Consider the following 17,632-nt stretch of genomic DNA (forward strand, 5'->3'; position numbering starts at 1 on the left):
TTTTTAATGGAATATTAGCTTTATCCTGATGGGAAGCGACTTATTATACTTTAGAATAGTTGGCATTCGCTTGACCACTTGTGCCAAATTCCTGCATTTTACTTTGTACCACTGCTTGGATCGCTTCAGTACCGGGGGTAAGGATTTTACTTGGATCATATATATGAGTGTCTTGATTCAATACTTGGCGAACAGCTAATGCCCATGCTTGAATACATTCGGTATTTACATTGATCTTGGCATGCCCTAATGCGATGGCTTGCTGGATCTGATGCTGTGGAATACCTGAACCTCCATGTAGAACTAACGGAATGCCTGTTAAGTCTGCAATGTGCTTCATTTCAGCAAATCCAAGTACAGGCTCACCTTGATAAGGGCCATGCACTGAACCGAGTGCAGCGGCTAATGCATCGATCCCTGTTTCTTTGACCAGTCGATCACATTCAAGCGGGTCTGCATATTGAATACCTCCGATGAGTCCATCTTCCATACCACCTACAGTGCCTACTTCTGCTTCAACCGATACGCCATATGCTCTAGCGTACTCTACCACTTCACGAGTCATGGTTATATTTTGTTCGATCGAATGATGTGAACCATCAATCATGACAGAGCTGAATCCACTATCGATAGCTTTTTTACAACGTTCTACACTGATGCCATGATCTAAATGTAAAGAGACAGGTACTGTAATGGATAACGCTTGTATCGAAAGGTCTACGATAGCAGCAATCAGCGCATATCCACCCAGATAGTCTACCAATCGATCAGAAGCTGCTAGAATCACAGGTGCTTGTTCCTCTTCTGCTGCTCGCAAAATCGCTTGTACCCACTGCACACCGTTTATATTATACTGCCCGATAGCATAACCACCTGCTAAAGCTTCTATTAGCATAGATTTCATTGATACGGTTCGCACATGTCATCTCTCCTTTAATCATCATCATTTCAGAAGAGCCTATTTTAATATTGTTTAGCTTTTTTTAACTGATGTTGTCTAGCTTCAAATACTTCATGAATCTTTTCGTTGTCAGAGACTTCAGCCACGCCCACATTCCACCAGCTATCATAGCCATTGGTCATTGTTTTCGGTAATACTTTGATCTCGATCAATGTGGAGTTCGATTGCTGTGATGCATCTTTCAAAGCCGCCTGCAATTGTTCTATCGTATTCACTTTGTAAGACTTGGCGCCATAACCTTCAGCTACTTTGGCATAATCAATATTCATAATCCGTTGATCGTGAGTACGGAATTCGCAGAAATAGCTACCTCCGCCGTTCTCCATTTGTAGATTATTAATACAGCCAAAACCTGCATTATCAAAAAGGATAATATTGATCTTATGATTGTATTGAATCGCTGTAATGAATTCAGAGTGTAACATGAGAAAGCTACCGTCACCGACAATAGAATACACTTCTTTGTCAGGTACAGCTAACTTAATCCCTAGAGCACCAGACACCTCGTACCCCATACAAGAGTATCCATATTCCAAGTGATACGTGTTAGCCACTGTAGGATTCCAAATGCGTTGTAGATCACCTGGCAATGATCCTGCTGAGCCAATAATAATGCTATCTGCTGGAATAACTTCATTGATAGCGATCAATGCTGTCGTCTGTGGTAATTCAGTCTGAAGTGCATCGGCATATTCATTGAGCATCTGTTGATCAAATTGATCGCTCACTTCTGGCTTAAAATTGTCCCGCTGAAAAGTAATCTTACTTAAACGATCTCGCTCCTGATTCCACTCTGCTTTGAATTGCTGAATCTGATCTCCAAATTCACTAACGTATCCTTCTAATAAAGGAGACAGTTGTTCCAAGGCTGTTCTAGCATCCGCTACCATTTGAAAAGCATCCAATTTGTATGCTTGAGCACGGCTAACATTAATATTTAAAAATCGACCATTTTCAAAATCAAAAGCTGTTTTGGAAGATGTCGCAAAATCAGTGTACCTTGTACCAATACCAATCACTAAGTCAGCTTGTCTTGCCACTTGATTCGCGGCAAGTGTCCCGGTTACGCCTATACCACCTAGATTATTAGCAAATGTATATTCAACTGTTGCTTTACCTGCTTGTGTTTCTACTAATGGAATATGATGCTTTTCAGATAATTGGATCAATATATCCCGTGCTTGCGAATATTTAGCTCCACCGCCTACAATAATCACTGGCTTACGACTGGATTGGATTAATGCCGCTGCTCCTGTTAATTCGCGCATCGTAGGCAATTTACGATCTAAATAATGAACCCGACGTGCAAAAAAGGCTACATCATAATCATAAGCTTCTCCTTCTACATCTTGCGCAATACAGATCGTAGCTGGGCCAGCTTTGGCAGGATCAGTCATCACTTCAAAAGCTCGTAGTAAGCTAGACATTAATTGTTCAGGACGAGTGATCCGATCCCAATAGCGTGATAATGGTTTTAACGCATCATTGGTTGTAATCGCTGCACTATATTCTTGTTCAATCTGTTGAAGTACAGGATCAGGCTGTCTTGTAGCAAACGTATCTCCAGGTAAAAATAATACTGGAATGTTATTAGATAATGCTGTCCCTGCCGCCGCTGCTAGATTCGCTGCTCCTGGCCCTACCGATGTGGTAACCGCATATATTTTTTGACGTAACATTTGCTTGCTGTATGCGATAGCCGCATGAGCCATTCCTTGTTCATTTTTACCTTGTATGACTTTGAGATGACCGGATTCTTGTTCTAATGCTTGACCGATTCCCAGTACGTTACCATGTCCAAAAATAGTAAATATCCCTTCGACAAAAGGAAATTCTTGACCATCTACATGGATATATTGGGCATTCAAAAAACGGATTAAGGCTTGTGCTGTTGTCAGCCGAATGGTTTGCATTATGTCACCTCTATCTGTATTGTGCCTCTTTTTCATCTGCTGTAATCAATTGTTCAATTTCATTTACTGTAGGCATGGCTTCAGAAGAACTATGCTTACTCACCACGATCGAAGCTGAAGCACTGCCGTATTTAAGAGCGGTCTCGATATCTTTACCTGCAAATAAAGCATACAGAAAAGCAGAAGCATACGAATCACCTGCACCAAATGTTTTCAATACTTGAGTGATATACGCTTTACTTTGAAAACGTTGACCTGACTTTGTATAGGCATATGATCCTTCGACACCATGCTTGATTACAATCAGTTGCGGAAGATGCTGGAATAAATAAGCGATCGTTTGCTCATTTTTTCCTTTACGATGTTCAAGAATATCGAATTCATCGCGTGTTCCGATCACAATATCTGCTTGCTCGGCAACCAGTGCATAATAGATAGCCGTTTCTTCTATAGAGTTCCATGTATATGGACGATAATCTAATTCAAAAATCACTTTTACGTTGTGTTTACGCGCAAGACTGACTGCTTTGAGTACAGCTTCCCGTGAAGGACTTTGCGAAAGAGCAGTACCTGATACTAATAAAGTACTTGTTTGTCGGATATAGTCTTCATCTACTTCACTAGGTTCCAAGTACAGATCGGCTACATTATCACGATACATCAGAATACTGCATTCTTCAGGGCTTTTGATTTCGGTAAAAGCAAGCCCTGTTTTGTGACCTGCTCGATCAATTACGACTCCTGTGGTATCGATACCTAAATTCTGAATATAGTTAGCAATAAAGCGACCATGTTGATCATCTGCTAGCTTCCCGATAAAGCCTGTTTTGAGCCCTAATTTGGAACTTCCAATTGCGATATTAACAGGTGATCCACCGACGTATTTGGTGAACGTCATCGTTTCTTCCATAGGACGATTGTATTCTGTAGCGTTCAGATCTATACAGGCTCTACCGATCGCAATAATATCGAAAACACGTTCACTTTTTAATTCGTACTTCATCTGTTCTTCCACTCCGTTTCCTTCACAAATTTCTATTCTGTACAAGCTTGATCATCAGCTTAACGTTGCAATATCCATTCATGATCAGGATCGTTGTGGAATTTCCAGATGCGCTTGGGTCCTGCCATCACATTAAGATAATACGAAGTGTATCCGTCAGGCACACCTACAGGATGATAACCGACAGGCACGATCACAACATTCCGATGTTCAACCGCCATCGTCTCATCTATTGAACGATCATCAGTATACACACGTTGAAATACAAACCCTTGTGCAGGATCGATCTCATGATAGTATGTTTCTTCTAATAACGATTCCGCAGGCAATTGATCAACATCATGCTTATGAGGTGGATAACTGGACCAGTTCGCACTTTCTGTGATGACTTCAACGACCAAAAGACTATTTACCGTCTGATCAGAGTCTGGCAAAATATTATGTACCAGACGCTGATTGTTGTATTTCCCACGATGCTCGACACCATTTTCGGCGGCTTGAATCATACGGGTTGGACGTTGTTCGATAGAAGGTGAATAACATAAAGCCACTCTAGCTGTTGTCTCTGCGGTAACGGTAAATGCACGATCATTTGAAATATAAACGCTATCTGTAGGCTTTTTCTCAAAAACACTTGCACGTGTTCCTACTCCGGTAAACGTCTGTTCATGATCGCTGACTGTAATTTGGCCTGTGACGGCTACAATACAACATTCGGTTTTTCCCAGTGCTTCGCTATATGTCGCACCGGGTTCGATATCTATCATTTTGAATCCTACATAGTGTAAAGGAGAATTATCTTGATTCACTTCATGTAGCAGAGTTACTCCTGTGCTGAGAAGTTGTTGTTGAGGTTTACGCAATAAACGACTCATGATTTGGAACCCTCCTTATTCAAACGTAGGCGTAACATAACGAGCAGTGACTACTTTTTTGTGCGTATAAAAGTCTACACTGTCTTTTCCATTAGCATGTAGCGTACCGAAAAAGGAAGATTTCCAACCGGAAAATGGAAAGAATGCCATCGGTGCAGGTACACCTAAGTTCACGCCTAACATCCCGGCATCTATATTTTCACGGAAATAACGAATCGCTGAAGCATTGGATGTAAAAATACAAGCTCCATTAGCAAATTCCGAGCGATTAGCCGTTTCGACTGCTTCTTTCAAATGCTTCACACGAATAACCGATAAGACAGGCGCAAAAATTTCATCTTTCCAGATCGTCATATCTGTTGTGACATTTTCAAAAATAGTTGGTCCGATAAAATAGCCTTCTTCTGAAATGTGTTCACGACCATCGTAGACCAACGTTGCGCCTTCGCTAATCCCTTTTTCGATGTAGCTTATAGTACGTTTCTGATTTTCTTCTCGAATCACCGGACCTAAAAATACACCGTCATCAAGACCATTTCCGATTTTGATCTCGCCTGCTCGCTCTTTCAAACGGGTGATAAAAGCATCCGCAATTCCTTCTTCAACAGCGACAACAGCACATGCCATACACCGTTCACCTGCTGAACCGAAAGCAGAAGCGATCACATTGGTCACCGTGTCTTCTAGATCAGCATCGTTCAGTACAATCGTATGATTTTTGGCTCCTGTTAATGCCTGCACTCTTTTGAGATTATTACTTCCACGCTTAAATACATATTCTCCTACAGGCTTCGAACCAACAAATGAGATTGCTTGTACCGAAGGATGATCCAGAATACCATTCACCACATCATGCGCTCCGTATACGATATTGAATACGCCTTTAGGCAATCCTGCTTCAGTAAATAATTCAACCAGACGTCTAGTTAATAACGGTGTACGTTCAGAAGGTTTGAGAATAAATGTATTGCCTAAAGCAATTGCCATCGGGAACATCCAACAAGGCACCATCATAGGAAAGTTAAATGGAGCAATCCCACCAACTACGCCTATCGGGTACCGATAATTTACCGCTTCTACATCTGTTGCAATAGAAGCCAGTGAATCGCCCATCATCAATGTAGGCGCACCCGCGGCAAACTCTACATTTTCGATACCACGACCTACTTCACCTAATGCTTCGGTCAAATTTTTCCCATTTTCTAAAGTGATCAGACGAGCTAATTCTTCTTTATGAGTAGACAATAATTGTTGGAAGTTAAACAGAATGCGTGCACGACGAGGAACAGCTACTTTTTGCCAGGATTGAAAAGCTTGGTGGGCTACTTCAACAGCATAATCAATATCTTCTTTGGTAGACAGGGGGACTCTTGCAATAACTTCTTTGGTCGCTGGATTGTAGACATCTTCGTAGACGGTTGTTTTACTTTCGATCCATTCCCCATTGATATAATTTTTTAGCTTTTCTACTTGTAGCGCTTCTGTCATTTTTGTTCCTCCTCTAATTGAATACACTTCAATAGATCATCACAATAGTTGTATCATTGTTATATTTTGATTAATTTATCACTTTTTGATTATGTTTTGATTAATTTATAGTTAAATATTATTCTCAAAACTGCTTACAGTCAATCATTTTATCCTTTTACCTTCTTTTTTTATCAAATGAGATCAATATAGATAGATATCGAACTCAAAAAACACCTTTTACCAAGTATGCAATCTACTCAATAAAAGGTGTTTGGTGTGAATGTTCACTTTATTGGCTGTGGATAACTGATGATTAGACAACGATCATTGATAACAGATAAGCCTATCATTTAGAGAGCGCTTGTGCCGACTGTATCACTTGATGGATCGATTCTGAAGGTAGACGATACACCCACATATGAGTAGGATCGGTCACCCAAATTGATGTAGGATCATCGGCATTTTGAAATCCTCGATACGTATCTACAACCGTATGCCCTTGCTCTGTTCGAGTCACTTTCAAAATGAATACAGACGATTGCGATGATTGTTTAGAAGCAGGTTGTGGCAATTGATCAGTTGGTATATTTTTGATACTATCTGTCAAATTGGATGCTTGTTCAGCAGTAATAGAATGACCATTAAAAGTCCAACGATCTTGCGATGGATCTTCTAGATTGGCTTGATGATGTACTGTCCAATGGCTCTGATCTTTGGTATCCGTCCAGCTCAAAGCTGTCATATCTTGATCATTCCAACCCATTGGCGTCGTATCGACAAATCCAAAAACAGTAGCTGACAAATCTGTAACGGTCTGCTGTGCTAATTGGATAATTGCTCCTTCATTTAAGCGTGCATAATAATATCCATCGGTTGGTAATTTGCTCCCAATATACAGTCTATCTTGTTGCCCTGTCGATGTGGTTAATACCATATTAGGTTGCTGTGGATCTATCCCGTATTTGGTTACATCGGTTGGTGCTTCTTCTACAATATTGTGCACTGTAGCAGCTTGTAATGTGGTCAACCAATCTGCAATCATATACGAATTGGTAGGGTAGCTGGCAGGTAGACTCATTTGCCATTGATCCTTATTTTTTTCAAGCACAATCGGTGTTAAAGATCCCGACGGTGTAGTCGCTTCCTGCTGTTCAGGTAAAGGTTTGATTTGGATCTTCTGCACAGTATCAGGTGTAAACGAAATCCATTGGGCTTCTACAGGAGTTGTCTGATCTTTTTGAAAAAAGTTGTGTGAATACGCGTACGCTCCACCTACCAGCAAAATGATAACCATACTTATAGTCGGTATCCATTGACGAAATTGCACGATCTGTAAGACTCCTTTCTATCCTCTCCGTCGTCTCCACCATAGTACAATCCCTATAATGACAAAGAGTAAAGGAAATACAATCACTGTTCCGATGAAAATCATTTTCGCTTGAGATAATGATAAATTCGCAGTCTGGTATTGTTCTTGTACTTGAGGTCGAATCGTGATTTTACTCGTATTACCTAACAGATCATTGATACTATTCAGTGCAAAATCTAAATTCGCTTGCTGAACAATTTCCTGATCCATCATAAAAGTAGATCCGCCTAAAATCACTGCTTTGGGTGCACCTTTGCTATCAGCGACAGCAAATCCCAGATCGAAAGGGCCAGGTAAATCTTTCTGATCTCGTTCTGTTTTGGATTCTAATAAGCCTGACAGATTGGTTTCTCCATAACTATTACTCGAAGAAGTCAGTAACGGTGTTGTTGTCCATCCTTGTACCGCTTCTAATTGCAAACCAACTGACAGAGACATCATCGTATACAGCTTGCTTGTTGCTAATTTGGATGTAATCTCATGTTGTCCATAGTCTGGAATAATCGTCAGTGGATCATATAAGGTCGTGTCTTTAGGTTCTACAGCTACAGTATGAGTATCTTTAACCCCATACATGCTCATTAATGAGTCTAAGTTCTTCCAACTACTACTCATTTTTTCATTAAATCCAAGAGATAAGAATAACTTGCCTCCATTACTCAAGTACTGCTTAATGAGCTTGGTTTCCCCATCACTCAAATCATTTTGCGGGCCTACAATCATAAGTAGACTTGCGTCTTTCGGAATAGCACCTTCTTGTAGTAAAGACAGATCGCTCACCGTAATATGTTCTTCTTTTAAATGATTCACCAGTGTACTGATATCAGTGGTTGCAAATTCATTATGCCCGTTGAGCAGATATGCTTTGTGTGTTGTAGATGAAGATAGAGATAACAGACCTGAAGTTAGCTTTTCTTCACCACTAAATTGATAAGAAGTACTGGCTTCTGCGCTTTCTGCACTCATATCACTTGCTCCTGCACCATCAGCAAACATATCATATACCGGAACGATTTTGGTACTATCTCCTTTTTTGAGTACCACTGCACTTTCAGTCACTCCGTATTGCTTGGCAAGTGTTGGATTGGTCAGCAGATCATACGTTTTGACTTGCAACTTGCTGTTCACTTTATGATATTCTGCTAATAAATCTGTCACTTCACGGGTATAGACTTCAGCATCTTGCGAGTTGAGAAAGACTAGTGCTTCGACATTCTGGTCTAATCCTTGCAATGTTGTTATCGTCTGATCGGATAACGTATATTGTTTATTTTTGGTCAGATCGACTTGAAAAGTGCCAATCGAATTTAGAAATAGTGTCACAATAATAAAAATCCCGATCACTGCTACTGAAAAGACAACTGCATTTGTACCCTGTATCCATTTTTTCATATTGATCACCTCCACCTTTTCCGTTCCACGACTTGTATACTCAGCACGAGGAACAATAGAGATAACGTAAGATAGAACAGAATATCAGGTCCATGCAGTACGCCTTTAATTAAATTATCGATTCGACTCGATATTGAAAAAGGTTCTAACCATTTCTGTGCAATATCTGAATTCATTGTAAAAGAATCAATAATCCATAGTCCCAGTAAGAGTACAAATGCGATCACTGCCGATACCATCTGGTGTTGAAACAGACTAGAAGCAAATAGCCCTATCGCCATCATTGCGGCACCGAGTAAAAATACCGCCAATAAAGATAACAATAACATTGGCATATTCATCGTACCGAAAAAAGACATCGTCATCGGATACACTAGATTACATGCAATTAATACTACTAATAAACCAAGCGAAGCTAAGTATTTACCCACCACAATCTCTGTTACTGTGACAGGCGAAGTGAGCAGAAGTTCATCGGTTCCCTGTCTAAATTCTTCAGATATCAAACGCATCGTTAACAGCGGAATAATAATCAATAACATAAAAATCGTATTGCCCAAAATCAAACGGTAATCCAATATACTTGGCTGATAACCGACAAAACTAACATAAAACATATAACTGGATAGCAATACATAGACGGCAATTGCAAAATAAGTCGTTGGATTTAAAAAATACAGCTGTAATTCTTTAGAACAGATCGCCCACATGCGTCTCACTTGGATGTATCCCCCTTTGTCTCAGGAGTATCTGTAACGTCCACAGATGATACATTGGTTTCTTTACTCGATATCGAATCTGTTGTTAATTTGGCAAATAGATCTTCTAAACTGTGACCTTCTTTACGCATTTCTAATACAGGTATTCGTGCTTCGGCTAATAATAAAGAAAGTGATTCTCTAAAATCTTCCTGATCGACTCCAGTTAATTGGATCGTAATCAATTGTTCTTGTTGTTCATTGGTATCTGAATACTGAAATTCCATATGTGCAAAGACTAAATGTTCCAGTACTGATCGTACGATCGCAGGCTTAGACTTCACTTCCAATTGCACCTGGAAATTCTCATGCAATGAATCACCAATATGATCAGCTGCTCGATCCAGTACTAATTTGCCTTCATGGATAATCAACATTCGGTTACAGAGCATACTGACTTCTGGCAAAATATGAGTGCTCAACAACACGGTATGTTGCTCTCCTAATTCTCGAATCAATTGACGAATTTCCATAATCTGATTTGGATCAAGCCCAGATGTTGGTTCATCTAAAATCAATAATTCCGGTTGGTGAATAATCGCACCTGCTAATCCTAGACGTTGCTTATATCCTTTAGATAAAGAACGAATCACCTGTCGTTCTCTTCCTTGTAGTCCAAGCCGATCCACCATTTCACTTATCCGTAACTTCTGTTCTCGTACCGACACATCACGTAGATCCGCCACAAAACGTAAATACGAACGCACGGTCATATCGGGATAAAGTGGCGGTGTCTCTGGCAAATAGCCGATTTTACTACGTGCTTGTCTGGATTGTTCATGCATCGGTAGTCCATCTACCCATATCTGTCCCGTAGAAGGGGTTAAATATCCTGTAATCATCCGCATAGTTGTTGTTTTACCCGCACCATTAGGTCCTAGAAAACCAACAATTTCACCACGCTTCATCTCAAAATCTATTCCATCTACACTGCGACGCTGATCAAACCATTTGCTTACTTGCTGGACTTGCAGCATATTGTTTTCCCTCCCGCTTTTCCCAAAATCCTTTTTACTATAACGTAAATGTTATAAATCCAGCTTAAAGGAAGGTAAAGGAAAGCTTAAAAAAAGCCGCCAGATCATGATGATCTTAGCGACTGATTTAGGAAGAAGAATGAGCAGAATGATCCAGTTCAAAAAACCATTCTAAAAATGAATTAAAATCGGACCATTGCGGTTGTAATTGCCCTGCCCAAAAGTCTTGTAACGGTTGACCAAGACTCAATTCTAACACTTGTCCCGTCTGCCGATTATAAAAGTATCCACCTTCACCGACAAAAGCATCCAGTGGAAGATATTCTTCTGGTAATTGCAACGTCGTGCGGGCACTATGTACACTTAGATCATAATTCGAATACAGTACAAACCAAGCAATATGGTAAAGTTCACGATGTCTACTGTAAAACGTAGGCCCTGTCTCAGCATGTAAATAAAATTGAGCAAAGTCTGAGTCTAGCGGAATATTTAACTGTTCCAAAGCACCTACATAGTCAGACGAAGCTTCTTCATACCAGCCATTTTGTTCTTTGAAGTATTGTTCAACTTTGGATGATAACAAGGTCTGCCTCCTTTTGATTTCATGATTCGATTCGTTCTTACCAGTTTATCGTAAATTCTGGCTTTGTGCTCACATCGATCGGTACATCTTTAGAACCTATCCCTGCGGCAGATGCAGCAAAAATATCTTCTTCGATCCCTAGTTTTTCTAATTTGAGTGTTCGCGCTGCTGAAAGTTTGAATTTGGCTTCTCCTTCAACAGGAAACGTAAGACTACCTTCACTTGTATCTCCACCATTACTATCTATTGCTTGTTGAGCAGCAGCGCCGATCTGACTTGCATACTGACGCATTCGATCATACAATAAATCACCATTTTGGGCTGCTGTAAATTCTTCTTCAAAATAAGGCTCTTTCACCACCAGCATCCAATCAGTTGTAGCATCAAATTCATTATCAATCAAGATATCTTCTAACTTTTTGGTATATATATCTTCTTTAATTTGTTCTTCGCGATCTGATTCTTGATCACCACCTGAACCAGAACCACTGTCGCTATTAGAACCTGTCGAGCCTGATCCATTTGTATGTCCACCTGCATTACCTTCATAGTGACCACCACCAGAAGAATTTGAATGATTAGATGAACTTGAAGAAGAACCACTACTTCCACTTTCAGAAGATTCTTCATCCAGCTTTTCTAAATAGTCCTCTATGGTTTGCTCTGCTTTTTCTTGCATTGCCAATTCATACTGTTTTTTCACTTCTTGTACAGCAGTAAGCGACGCGGCATCAGCTACATTCTGTGCCTGTCGCTTTTCAATAAAGACAGTAAAATAATAAAATAAAAACACACTACCGATGATAACAAAGGCAAGTGTCGATACTGTCAAAATCGACATTCCGCCCTGTTCATTATGAAGTTTTTGCTGTATATTCTTCATCCATCGGTTCATGTGTACTCATCTCCATTTTTAGTTTAACCAAACCAATAATTAGCCGTATACAATAACACAAATAGCAATAATCGCCATTACGACAAGTACTAACATGATTTGTTTATTCGCTTTTGTCATCTGCTGCGGATCCGCTACAATCTCACCGCCACATCTAGCACATACCATTTCTTTACGTAATAATTTGTGCGTCGAGATATCCCGGCAAGATTGACAGGTATATTGCATGCTTTATCCCTCCGTGTTTATATTGCAGTCTCAATCATCTTTATCAGTGAATTTTACAATCCACTGTGCTGCTTCTGCTCGTGATACTTCAGCTTGTGGTTGAATATGGGGAACATAGCCAAATACTTGACGATATTCACGATCTCCAATCAGAAACGGCAATACAGCTTGCTGATAAAATTCTTTGTTTTTATAATCTTTTCCAACTTCTTTACCATCGATATAATTTAATAGATTAGTTTGTGTTACAGATGGGCTCACAATCGGATCTTTCAAAGAACTTATATTAGTATAAGCTGTCCATAACAAACACAATTGTTCACGAGTCAAAGGTTGATCTAACTTTAAAGAATGATCGTCAAATCCTACAATTTGATCGGTTTGCTGTAGTTTTTGAATCAATGCATAATCAGGATCATTTTCCGCTACATCTACAAAAGGAGTAAACTCTGTTAAGGGAGTAGATTCTTCTATAGGATGATAACGATACATCCATTCAATAAAGTCTCGTCTTGTAATGAAATCATTTGGATTAAAATGTCCGTTAGTATCTACAGAAGCAGCACCAGAAGAAAGCAAATTCACAATATCATTTTGAGCAATATTGTGAGAAAGATCAGTTACTGTGACCGTGGTAGATGCTGATGTCTCGAAATTGGCTTTTACATCGTCTGTATCTTCTTCTTCGCGGTCTTCGATTTTGGTGTAGTCAACAATCCATTTTGCAGCTTGTTCCCGAGTTACAGCTTGTTGAGGTTGTAGCTTATTATTTTTCCCAAATACGTTAGTATACTCACTATCATCATTAGCCCCATAACGATATACGGCATCTATAAAAATATGACCTATTTTTTTATAATCACTATAGTTTTTTAATGCTTGTAGATGAATTTCTGGAGAGACAGCAGAATCTACTACATCACCATCACTTTGATACCAGCCCCACAATAGAGTTAATTCTTCTCGTGTTAACGATTTATTTAATTTCATAGTTCCATCAGGAAACCCTGTAATCACACCTGATGTATAAAGTCCTTCAATTAATAGATAGTCAGGATTGTCTGAAGCAACATCATCAAAACTAGCGTTAGGATTATTTTTAAGCTTGATTTCTTTATTGTCATATCCATACATCCATTGGATAAATTGAGAGCGAGTGATTGGCTCTTTGGGATTAAAATTTCCGTTATCGTCTAGCGTTACTGCAACTGATTCTATTAATTTTTGGATTTGCTGTTGAGCAGGACTATTGCTGATATCTTTAGCATCATTAGGTGTAGTACTGTATGATTCTTTATCATTTTGTACAACTACTTTTACAGGAGTAGCAGCAGCTAATGGATCATTCGTTGTTGTTTGCTGAGTTGCTGTTTCTGTATTTTCTGTTGATGTTTCTATCGAACTGGTTGTACTTGTAGATGGATTGGCTGGTTCTGATGCGTTGTTATTACATCCTGCTAGAGCGATTACAGCAGTCAGCAATAAGATATAATATCCCTTCTTTCTCATAACTATTCACATCCATTTGTTAATTTATATTCCATATCTTAAATATCCGATGATACTAAATACAATTACTCCTAAGTATAATCGGATTCGATATTGTTTACGCTCTGGTCCATCTGCAAGTATATAATTAATCGTTGTTATGATTAAAGCCGGGATTAATGAAATAACAACAATAATTACTCCCCATTTGAAACTTAATATACCTAAGTGTCTATTAAGATAACTTGTTAACAACATTGCAGCAACAAAAATCAAAGCACTTATTCTCAAATAATTTAGTTGTCGCTTACTAGTAAAATATTCACGAATTGCCTTCACGGTACCACTCCTTTCCTTGCAAATGTATCATATTATTTAGCAGATTTTGATGGATTATCATTTGATAACCATTCTGTCCCTTTATTTAGAGATTCTTCTGATATCTTTTGAGTAATATCCAGTGGATTTTTTATATTTTGTAATGCTTTTTCTTGTTCTAATAAACGATCATACTGAGCTTGAGTTAGAGAAGAATTATGATTATTCTGCCAACGATTAACAGTATTTTGATTGGAACGATTATTCCAAATCATATCTAATTGACGATGCGTTATTGATTTATTTCCTACATTACTTTGGCTTACTTCAATGCCTCTTTCTTCAAGATCTGATGTAGTAGTAGTAATACTATTTTTAGTTCTTAAATTTTTAAGAGCTCGTCCAAATATAGGAGTCAAAATCATTGATTTAATAACACCAGATTGACTTTGTTCGAGTATACTTTTGTTTTCCTTTGGATCAATTAATGATTTGATTTTAGTTATTGAAAGAGATTCAATCATTCCTCCAAAAAATCCAGATACAGATTTCCCAAAGTTAGATATTGCTGGCTTTTTGAGGATATCTGCTACTTTATCAAAAACTAATGCTCCAGCAACACTTTCTAATAAGATTACTCCTGATTCTTTTAAATCAGGCAATTGTCCATCAAATGCCAATTTATTAAAAAACCCTACTGCTGCATTTATTGTAAAACCAGTAATTGTAGTTTTACTTGTTATTGCAGTCTTTAGTAATTGGATAGGAGAAGTTACTAATCCTCTACCTGCATCCCATAAACCTTTACCCAAACCTTTTACATATCCTAAAGATTTTTTTCCTACTTCTTTCAAAAACAATTTTGTACCTTGGCTCCTGAAGAAAGTCCAACCGCCTCGGACTGCACCAACTATTCCAGATTGTGCTATACCAATTACAGATATGGCTCCTAAAGCACCATAACCAATTCCTTTAATAAATTCAAAATTATCTCCTGCCATTAATCCATATATACCACCGGCTACAATACCAACTACTCCAGCTACAATAAGAACAGGCACAGAAATAGGGGCGCTCAAAACAACTGCGAAAATTACAACAGCTGCTATGATAACAACGCCGGCTCCAACAGCTCCTGCTGCTGCACCTTTTCCAAAATTCTGTAAGCTTTCAATAGGGTTAGCAGCAATATCTTTTGCTTTATCCCATAGCTTCTCATACCATGGTCGATTGTCTGGTGCACTGACGTTTGCTTGATCTGCAGGATCTGTCGAGGTACTTTCTGTCTTGGTTCCATCTGTATGAGTTGGATCTATGTTGGTTCCATTGGTAGTAGTGCCATCTATTGGGTTAGGACTTGGTATATTTATACCATTTGTAGAAGTTCTATCTGTCTGAGTACCACCATTTTGATTGCTGTTAGGAACTTCATTCGTAGGCGTTGAGACATTTCCTTCTCCATTAGGATTTGGTATCTGATTCTGTCCCTGATGATTCCCATCTGGATTCACTCCATCGATAGGCGGAATTGCTGTATCTGTTGTTGTGTCTTGTGGGACTTCATTTTGATCTTTCACTTTAACATCACTAAGATGAGTTTTAAAAGGTGATTCTTGATCTGCATCTGCTGTGGCAAATACAGGAGTCGCCGATATGAGAACAAAAAGCACTGCAAGCAGTGCTCCACCTATTTTGTACATAACGCGCCGGATATTGAACACTTCCTTTCCGTACGTTTTTATTCCACTACTTTTGTCGGATCTTCTTCTTTGCGTACCGTCGCTGAAGATGAAATAGGAATAGATAATCCCGATGTATTGAATAAAGCTCCAGATACAAGCGGTGATTCCAACGTCACTTTGACGGTGACATATGTATTGCCACCCGATGAGTATTCTTGCTTACTCATTTCTTTGATATCATATTTACCTGCAAAATTGCGTATAGCCGTCTGATATCCTGCATTACCTTGATCTTCTACCATAGCTACGCGCGCACCCTCCATGACAGCTTGCTTAACTGTTACAGCTGTAATCGCAGCAGAAGCAAATTGAAATACAATAAGTACCATTAAAATAAATAAGGGTAAAACACCTACAAATTCGATCGCTTGTGCACCACGTTGATTGCGAAGATAATGACGCCAACCGCCCGTAGACGGCACGTCACCCTTGCGAATATTGGAGTTATCCACCAATTTTGATTTTATCGATTGCATCTTTAATTTTATCAACCAAAGCTTCTGCAATTCCGCCACCCTCTTTACCAAACAAGCTCATAAGTGCAATGATCAGTACAACGACAACAGCAGCTACACCTACATACTCAATCGCTTGAGCACCTTTTTCATTTTTGGTATATTGCCCAATTGTTGTTGCTTTAGCATATAGGTAAGAACCTAATTTATTCATCATCGTTATTCACCCCCTCTCAAGTAAAGTCAACTATTTAGGATACAATGTTCATGTGTTACTGCAAAGCATCCCATGAGACACCAATACCTTCAGGATTGTAAATAAAGTTAAGCACTAACAATCCAACAACACATAGTAATACCGCAGGCAAAATGAGAAAACTAGTAATTAAAGTAACTTTAGGTCCTGCTTTAGCAGCCCGCTCTTTCATCATTCCAATTCGTGTCTCACGCATATCTGTCGATAGCAGATTAAATGTCTGTGAGATAGGAACCCCTAATTTGCTACCTTGCACCAGTGAAGAGACCAATGTTTCTAACTCTTTACTTTGATTACGATTCATTAAGCGTACGTAAGCTTCTTCACGAGGAACACCAATATCTAATTCTTGCTGAAAACGAGATAGTTCCTCTTGCAAAGGTCCTTGCATTTTCATAATGATCTGCTTCATTGCAGGATCCATTGGTACACCTGCTTGTAAAGTTACACTCATGGCATCCATAAAATCAGGCAAGTCCAAACCTAAGCGTTCTTGTCTTTCTTTTGCTGCGCCTCTTAACCAAAGTGAAGGAAAAGCTAATCCTGCTACGATGAATAAAATCAATACGATTCCATTTCCGAATCCCATCCATACCAATAATGTTCCAAGCAACATTCCTGTAAAGACACATAAAAAGCGAAATCCGTAAAATGAATCCAATCGCAATCCGCCAGGGTGTCCAGCCAGTTCGATTTGCCCTTGAATAGTAGCCGGATTTGTAAATAATTTAAAGCGTAACCCTAATGGAATTAATTTCTCAGACCATTCAAATACTCGCTTTTTAAATTGTTCACTAATCTTCTGTTTCTTCTTCTTATCTTCATTTACCATACCCATTCTTTTTTTGAGACTAAGACGCTTGAGTTGATAACGCCAGTAAAAGAATACGGCAGCGCCCCAAAAAATTAAAGCTGTATACAATAATGTATTTATCCATAACATAAATTA

18 protein-coding genes are annotated in these 17,632 nt (G+C 39.0%); all 18 read right to left on the minus strand.

Annotated features, from left to right (window positions below):
- Window positions 1-43 precede the first annotated feature (43 nt).
- Window positions 44-919, minus strand: coding sequence for a class II fructose-1,6-bisphosphate aldolase (fba, locus tag PaeCFBP13512_RS13190; protein ID WP_137223621.1), 876 nt, complete (start codon window positions 917-919; stop codon window positions 44-46).
- A 44-nt stretch (window positions 920-963) separates the two neighbouring features.
- On the minus strand, window positions 964-2,877 hold the full coding sequence (gene iolD / locus PaeCFBP13512_RS13195; protein ID WP_137223831.1) for a 3D-(3,5/4)-trihydroxycyclohexane-1,2-dione acylhydrolase (decyclizing): 1,914 nt from the start codon (window positions 2,875-2,877) through the stop codon (window positions 964-966).
- A gap of 7 nt (window positions 2,878-2,884) precedes the next feature.
- Window positions 2,885-3,877 (minus strand): 5-dehydro-2-deoxygluconokinase, encoded by a 993-nt coding sequence (iolC, locus tag PaeCFBP13512_RS13200; protein WP_137223623.1) that lies wholly within the window; start codon window positions 3,875-3,877, stop codon window positions 2,885-2,887.
- A gap of 59 nt (window positions 3,878-3,936) precedes the next feature.
- On the minus strand, window positions 3,937-4,752 hold the full coding sequence (iolB, locus tag PaeCFBP13512_RS13205; protein ID WP_137223625.1) for a 5-deoxy-glucuronate isomerase: 816 nt from the start codon (window positions 4,750-4,752) through the stop codon (window positions 3,937-3,939).
- Window positions 4,753-4,767: 15 nt separating this feature from the next.
- Window positions 4,768-6,240, minus strand: coding sequence for a methylmalonate-semialdehyde dehydrogenase (gene iolA / locus PaeCFBP13512_RS13210; protein ID WP_137223627.1), 1,473 nt, complete (start codon window positions 6,238-6,240; stop codon window positions 4,768-4,770).
- A gap of 328 nt (window positions 6,241-6,568) precedes the next feature.
- Window positions 6,569-7,549 carry a DUF4340 domain-containing protein gene (locus tag PaeCFBP13512_RS13215; RefSeq protein WP_137223629.1) on the minus strand — a complete coding sequence of 327 codons (981 nt, stop codon included), beginning with the start codon at window positions 7,547-7,549 and terminating at the stop codon, window positions 6,569-6,571.
- Between the two features lie 18 nt (window positions 7,550-7,567).
- A complete protein-coding gene (locus tag PaeCFBP13512_RS13220) occupies window positions 7,568-8,983 on the minus strand; it encodes a GldG family protein (RefSeq protein WP_137223631.1) in 1,416 nt (471 codons plus the stop codon).
- Between the two features lie 5 nt (window positions 8,984-8,988).
- Window positions 8,989-9,702 carry an ABC transporter permease gene (locus PaeCFBP13512_RS13225; protein WP_137223633.1) on the minus strand — a complete coding sequence of 238 codons (714 nt, stop codon included), beginning with the start codon at window positions 9,700-9,702 and terminating at the stop codon, window positions 8,989-8,991.
- On the minus strand, window positions 9,699-10,718 hold the full coding sequence (locus PaeCFBP13512_RS13230; protein ID WP_137223635.1) for an ABC transporter ATP-binding protein: 1,020 nt from the start codon (window positions 10,716-10,718) through the stop codon (window positions 9,699-9,701). Before PaeCFBP13512_RS13230 ends, PaeCFBP13512_RS13225 begins: the two co-directional genes overlap by 4 nt.
- A gap of 127 nt (window positions 10,719-10,845) precedes the next feature.
- The gene (locus PaeCFBP13512_RS13235; protein ID WP_137223637.1) at window positions 10,846-11,301 is read right to left on the minus strand and encodes a hypothetical protein; all 456 of its coding nucleotides are present in this window, start codon (window positions 11,299-11,301) and stop codon (window positions 10,846-10,848) included.
- Window positions 11,302-11,338: 37 nt separating this feature from the next.
- Window positions 11,339-12,196, minus strand: coding sequence for a pilus assembly protein TadG-related protein (locus PaeCFBP13512_RS13240; RefSeq protein ID WP_137223639.1), 858 nt, complete (start codon window positions 12,194-12,196; stop codon window positions 11,339-11,341).
- A gap of 39 nt (window positions 12,197-12,235) precedes the next feature.
- Window positions 12,236-12,424 carry a hypothetical protein gene (locus PaeCFBP13512_RS13245; RefSeq protein WP_137223641.1) on the minus strand — a complete coding sequence of 63 codons (189 nt, stop codon included), beginning with the start codon at window positions 12,422-12,424 and terminating at the stop codon, window positions 12,236-12,238.
- A gap of 30 nt (window positions 12,425-12,454) precedes the next feature.
- Window positions 12,455-13,933, minus strand: a complete 1,479-nt coding sequence (locus PaeCFBP13512_RS13250; protein ID WP_137223643.1) for an S-layer homology domain-containing protein — start codon at window positions 13,931-13,933, stop codon at window positions 12,455-12,457.
- Window positions 13,934-13,957: 24 nt separating this feature from the next.
- Window positions 13,958-14,251, minus strand: coding sequence for a hypothetical protein (locus PaeCFBP13512_RS13255; RefSeq protein ID WP_137223645.1), 294 nt, complete (start codon window positions 14,249-14,251; stop codon window positions 13,958-13,960).
- Window positions 14,252-14,283: 32 nt separating this feature from the next.
- Entirely contained in the window at window positions 14,284-15,930 is a 1,647-nt protein-coding gene (locus tag PaeCFBP13512_RS13260; RefSeq protein WP_137223647.1) for a hypothetical protein, read from the minus strand.
- Between the two features lie 38 nt (window positions 15,931-15,968).
- Window positions 15,969-16,448 (minus strand): TadE/TadG family type IV pilus assembly protein, encoded by a 480-nt coding sequence (locus tag PaeCFBP13512_RS13265; RefSeq protein ID WP_137223649.1) that lies wholly within the window; start codon window positions 16,446-16,448, stop codon window positions 15,969-15,971.
- The gene (locus PaeCFBP13512_RS13270) at window positions 16,417-16,644 is read right to left on the minus strand and encodes a hypothetical protein (RefSeq protein WP_137223651.1); all 228 of its coding nucleotides are present in this window, start codon (window positions 16,642-16,644) and stop codon (window positions 16,417-16,419) included. The genes PaeCFBP13512_RS13265 and PaeCFBP13512_RS13270 overlap by 32 nt, the downstream gene beginning before the upstream one ends.
- Before the next feature lie 55 nt (window positions 16,645-16,699).
- On the minus strand, window positions 16,700-17,626 hold the full coding sequence (locus PaeCFBP13512_RS13275) for a type II secretion system F family protein (protein WP_137223653.1): 927 nt from the start codon (window positions 17,624-17,626) through the stop codon (window positions 16,700-16,702).
- Window positions 17,627-17,632 lie beyond the last annotated feature (6 nt).

The organism is Paenibacillus sp. CFBP13512, from assembly GCF_005233705.1.
GTDB lineage: Bacteria > Bacillota > Bacilli > Paenibacillales > Paenibacillaceae > Saccharibacillus > Saccharibacillus nuruki.

What these genes read in the sequence shown, in the direction of transcription:
- iolC (WP_137223623.1), bottom strand. Translation starts at nt 3,877, where the DNA reads ATGAAGTACGAATTAAAAAGTGAACGTGTTTTCGATATTATTGCGATC.
- iolB (WP_137223625.1), bottom strand. Translation starts at nt 4,752, where the DNA reads ATGAGTCGTTTATTGCGTAAACCTCAACAACAACTTCTCAGCACAGGA.
- iolA (WP_137223627.1), bottom strand. Translation starts at nt 6,240, where the DNA reads ATGACAGAAGCGCTACAAGTAGAAAAGCTAAAAAATTATATCAATGGG.
- PaeCFBP13512_RS13220 (WP_137223631.1), bottom strand. Translation starts at nt 8,983, where the DNA reads ATGAAAAAATGGATACAGGGTACAAATGCAGTTGTCTTTTCAGTAGCA.
- PaeCFBP13512_RS13230 (WP_137223635.1), bottom strand. Translation starts at nt 10,718, where the DNA reads ATGCTGCAAGTCCAGCAAGTAAGCAAATGGTTTGATCAGCGTCGCAGT.
- PaeCFBP13512_RS13240 (WP_137223639.1), bottom strand. Translation starts at nt 12,196, where the DNA reads ATGAACCGATGGATGAAGAATATACAGCAAAAACTTCATAATGAACAG.
- PaeCFBP13512_RS13245 (WP_137223641.1), bottom strand. Translation starts at nt 12,424, where the DNA reads ATGCAATATACCTGTCAATCTTGCCGGGATATCTCGACGCACAAATTA.
- PaeCFBP13512_RS13250 (WP_137223643.1), bottom strand. Translation starts at nt 13,933, where the DNA reads ATGAGAAAGAAGGGATATTATATCTTATTGCTGACTGCTGTAATCGCT.
- PaeCFBP13512_RS13260 (WP_137223647.1), bottom strand. Translation starts at nt 15,930, where the DNA reads ATGTACAAAATAGGTGGAGCACTGCTTGCAGTGCTTTTTGTTCTCATA.
- PaeCFBP13512_RS13265 (WP_137223649.1), bottom strand. Translation starts at nt 16,448, where the DNA reads ATGCAATCGATAAAATCAAAATTGGTGGATAACTCCAATATTCGCAAG.
- PaeCFBP13512_RS13270 (WP_137223651.1), bottom strand. Translation starts at nt 16,644, where the DNA reads ATGATGAATAAATTAGGTTCTTACCTATATGCTAAAGCAACAACAATT.
- PaeCFBP13512_RS13275 (WP_137223653.1), bottom strand. Translation starts at nt 17,626, where the DNA reads ATGTTATGGATAAATACATTATTGTATACAGCTTTAATTTTTTGGGGC.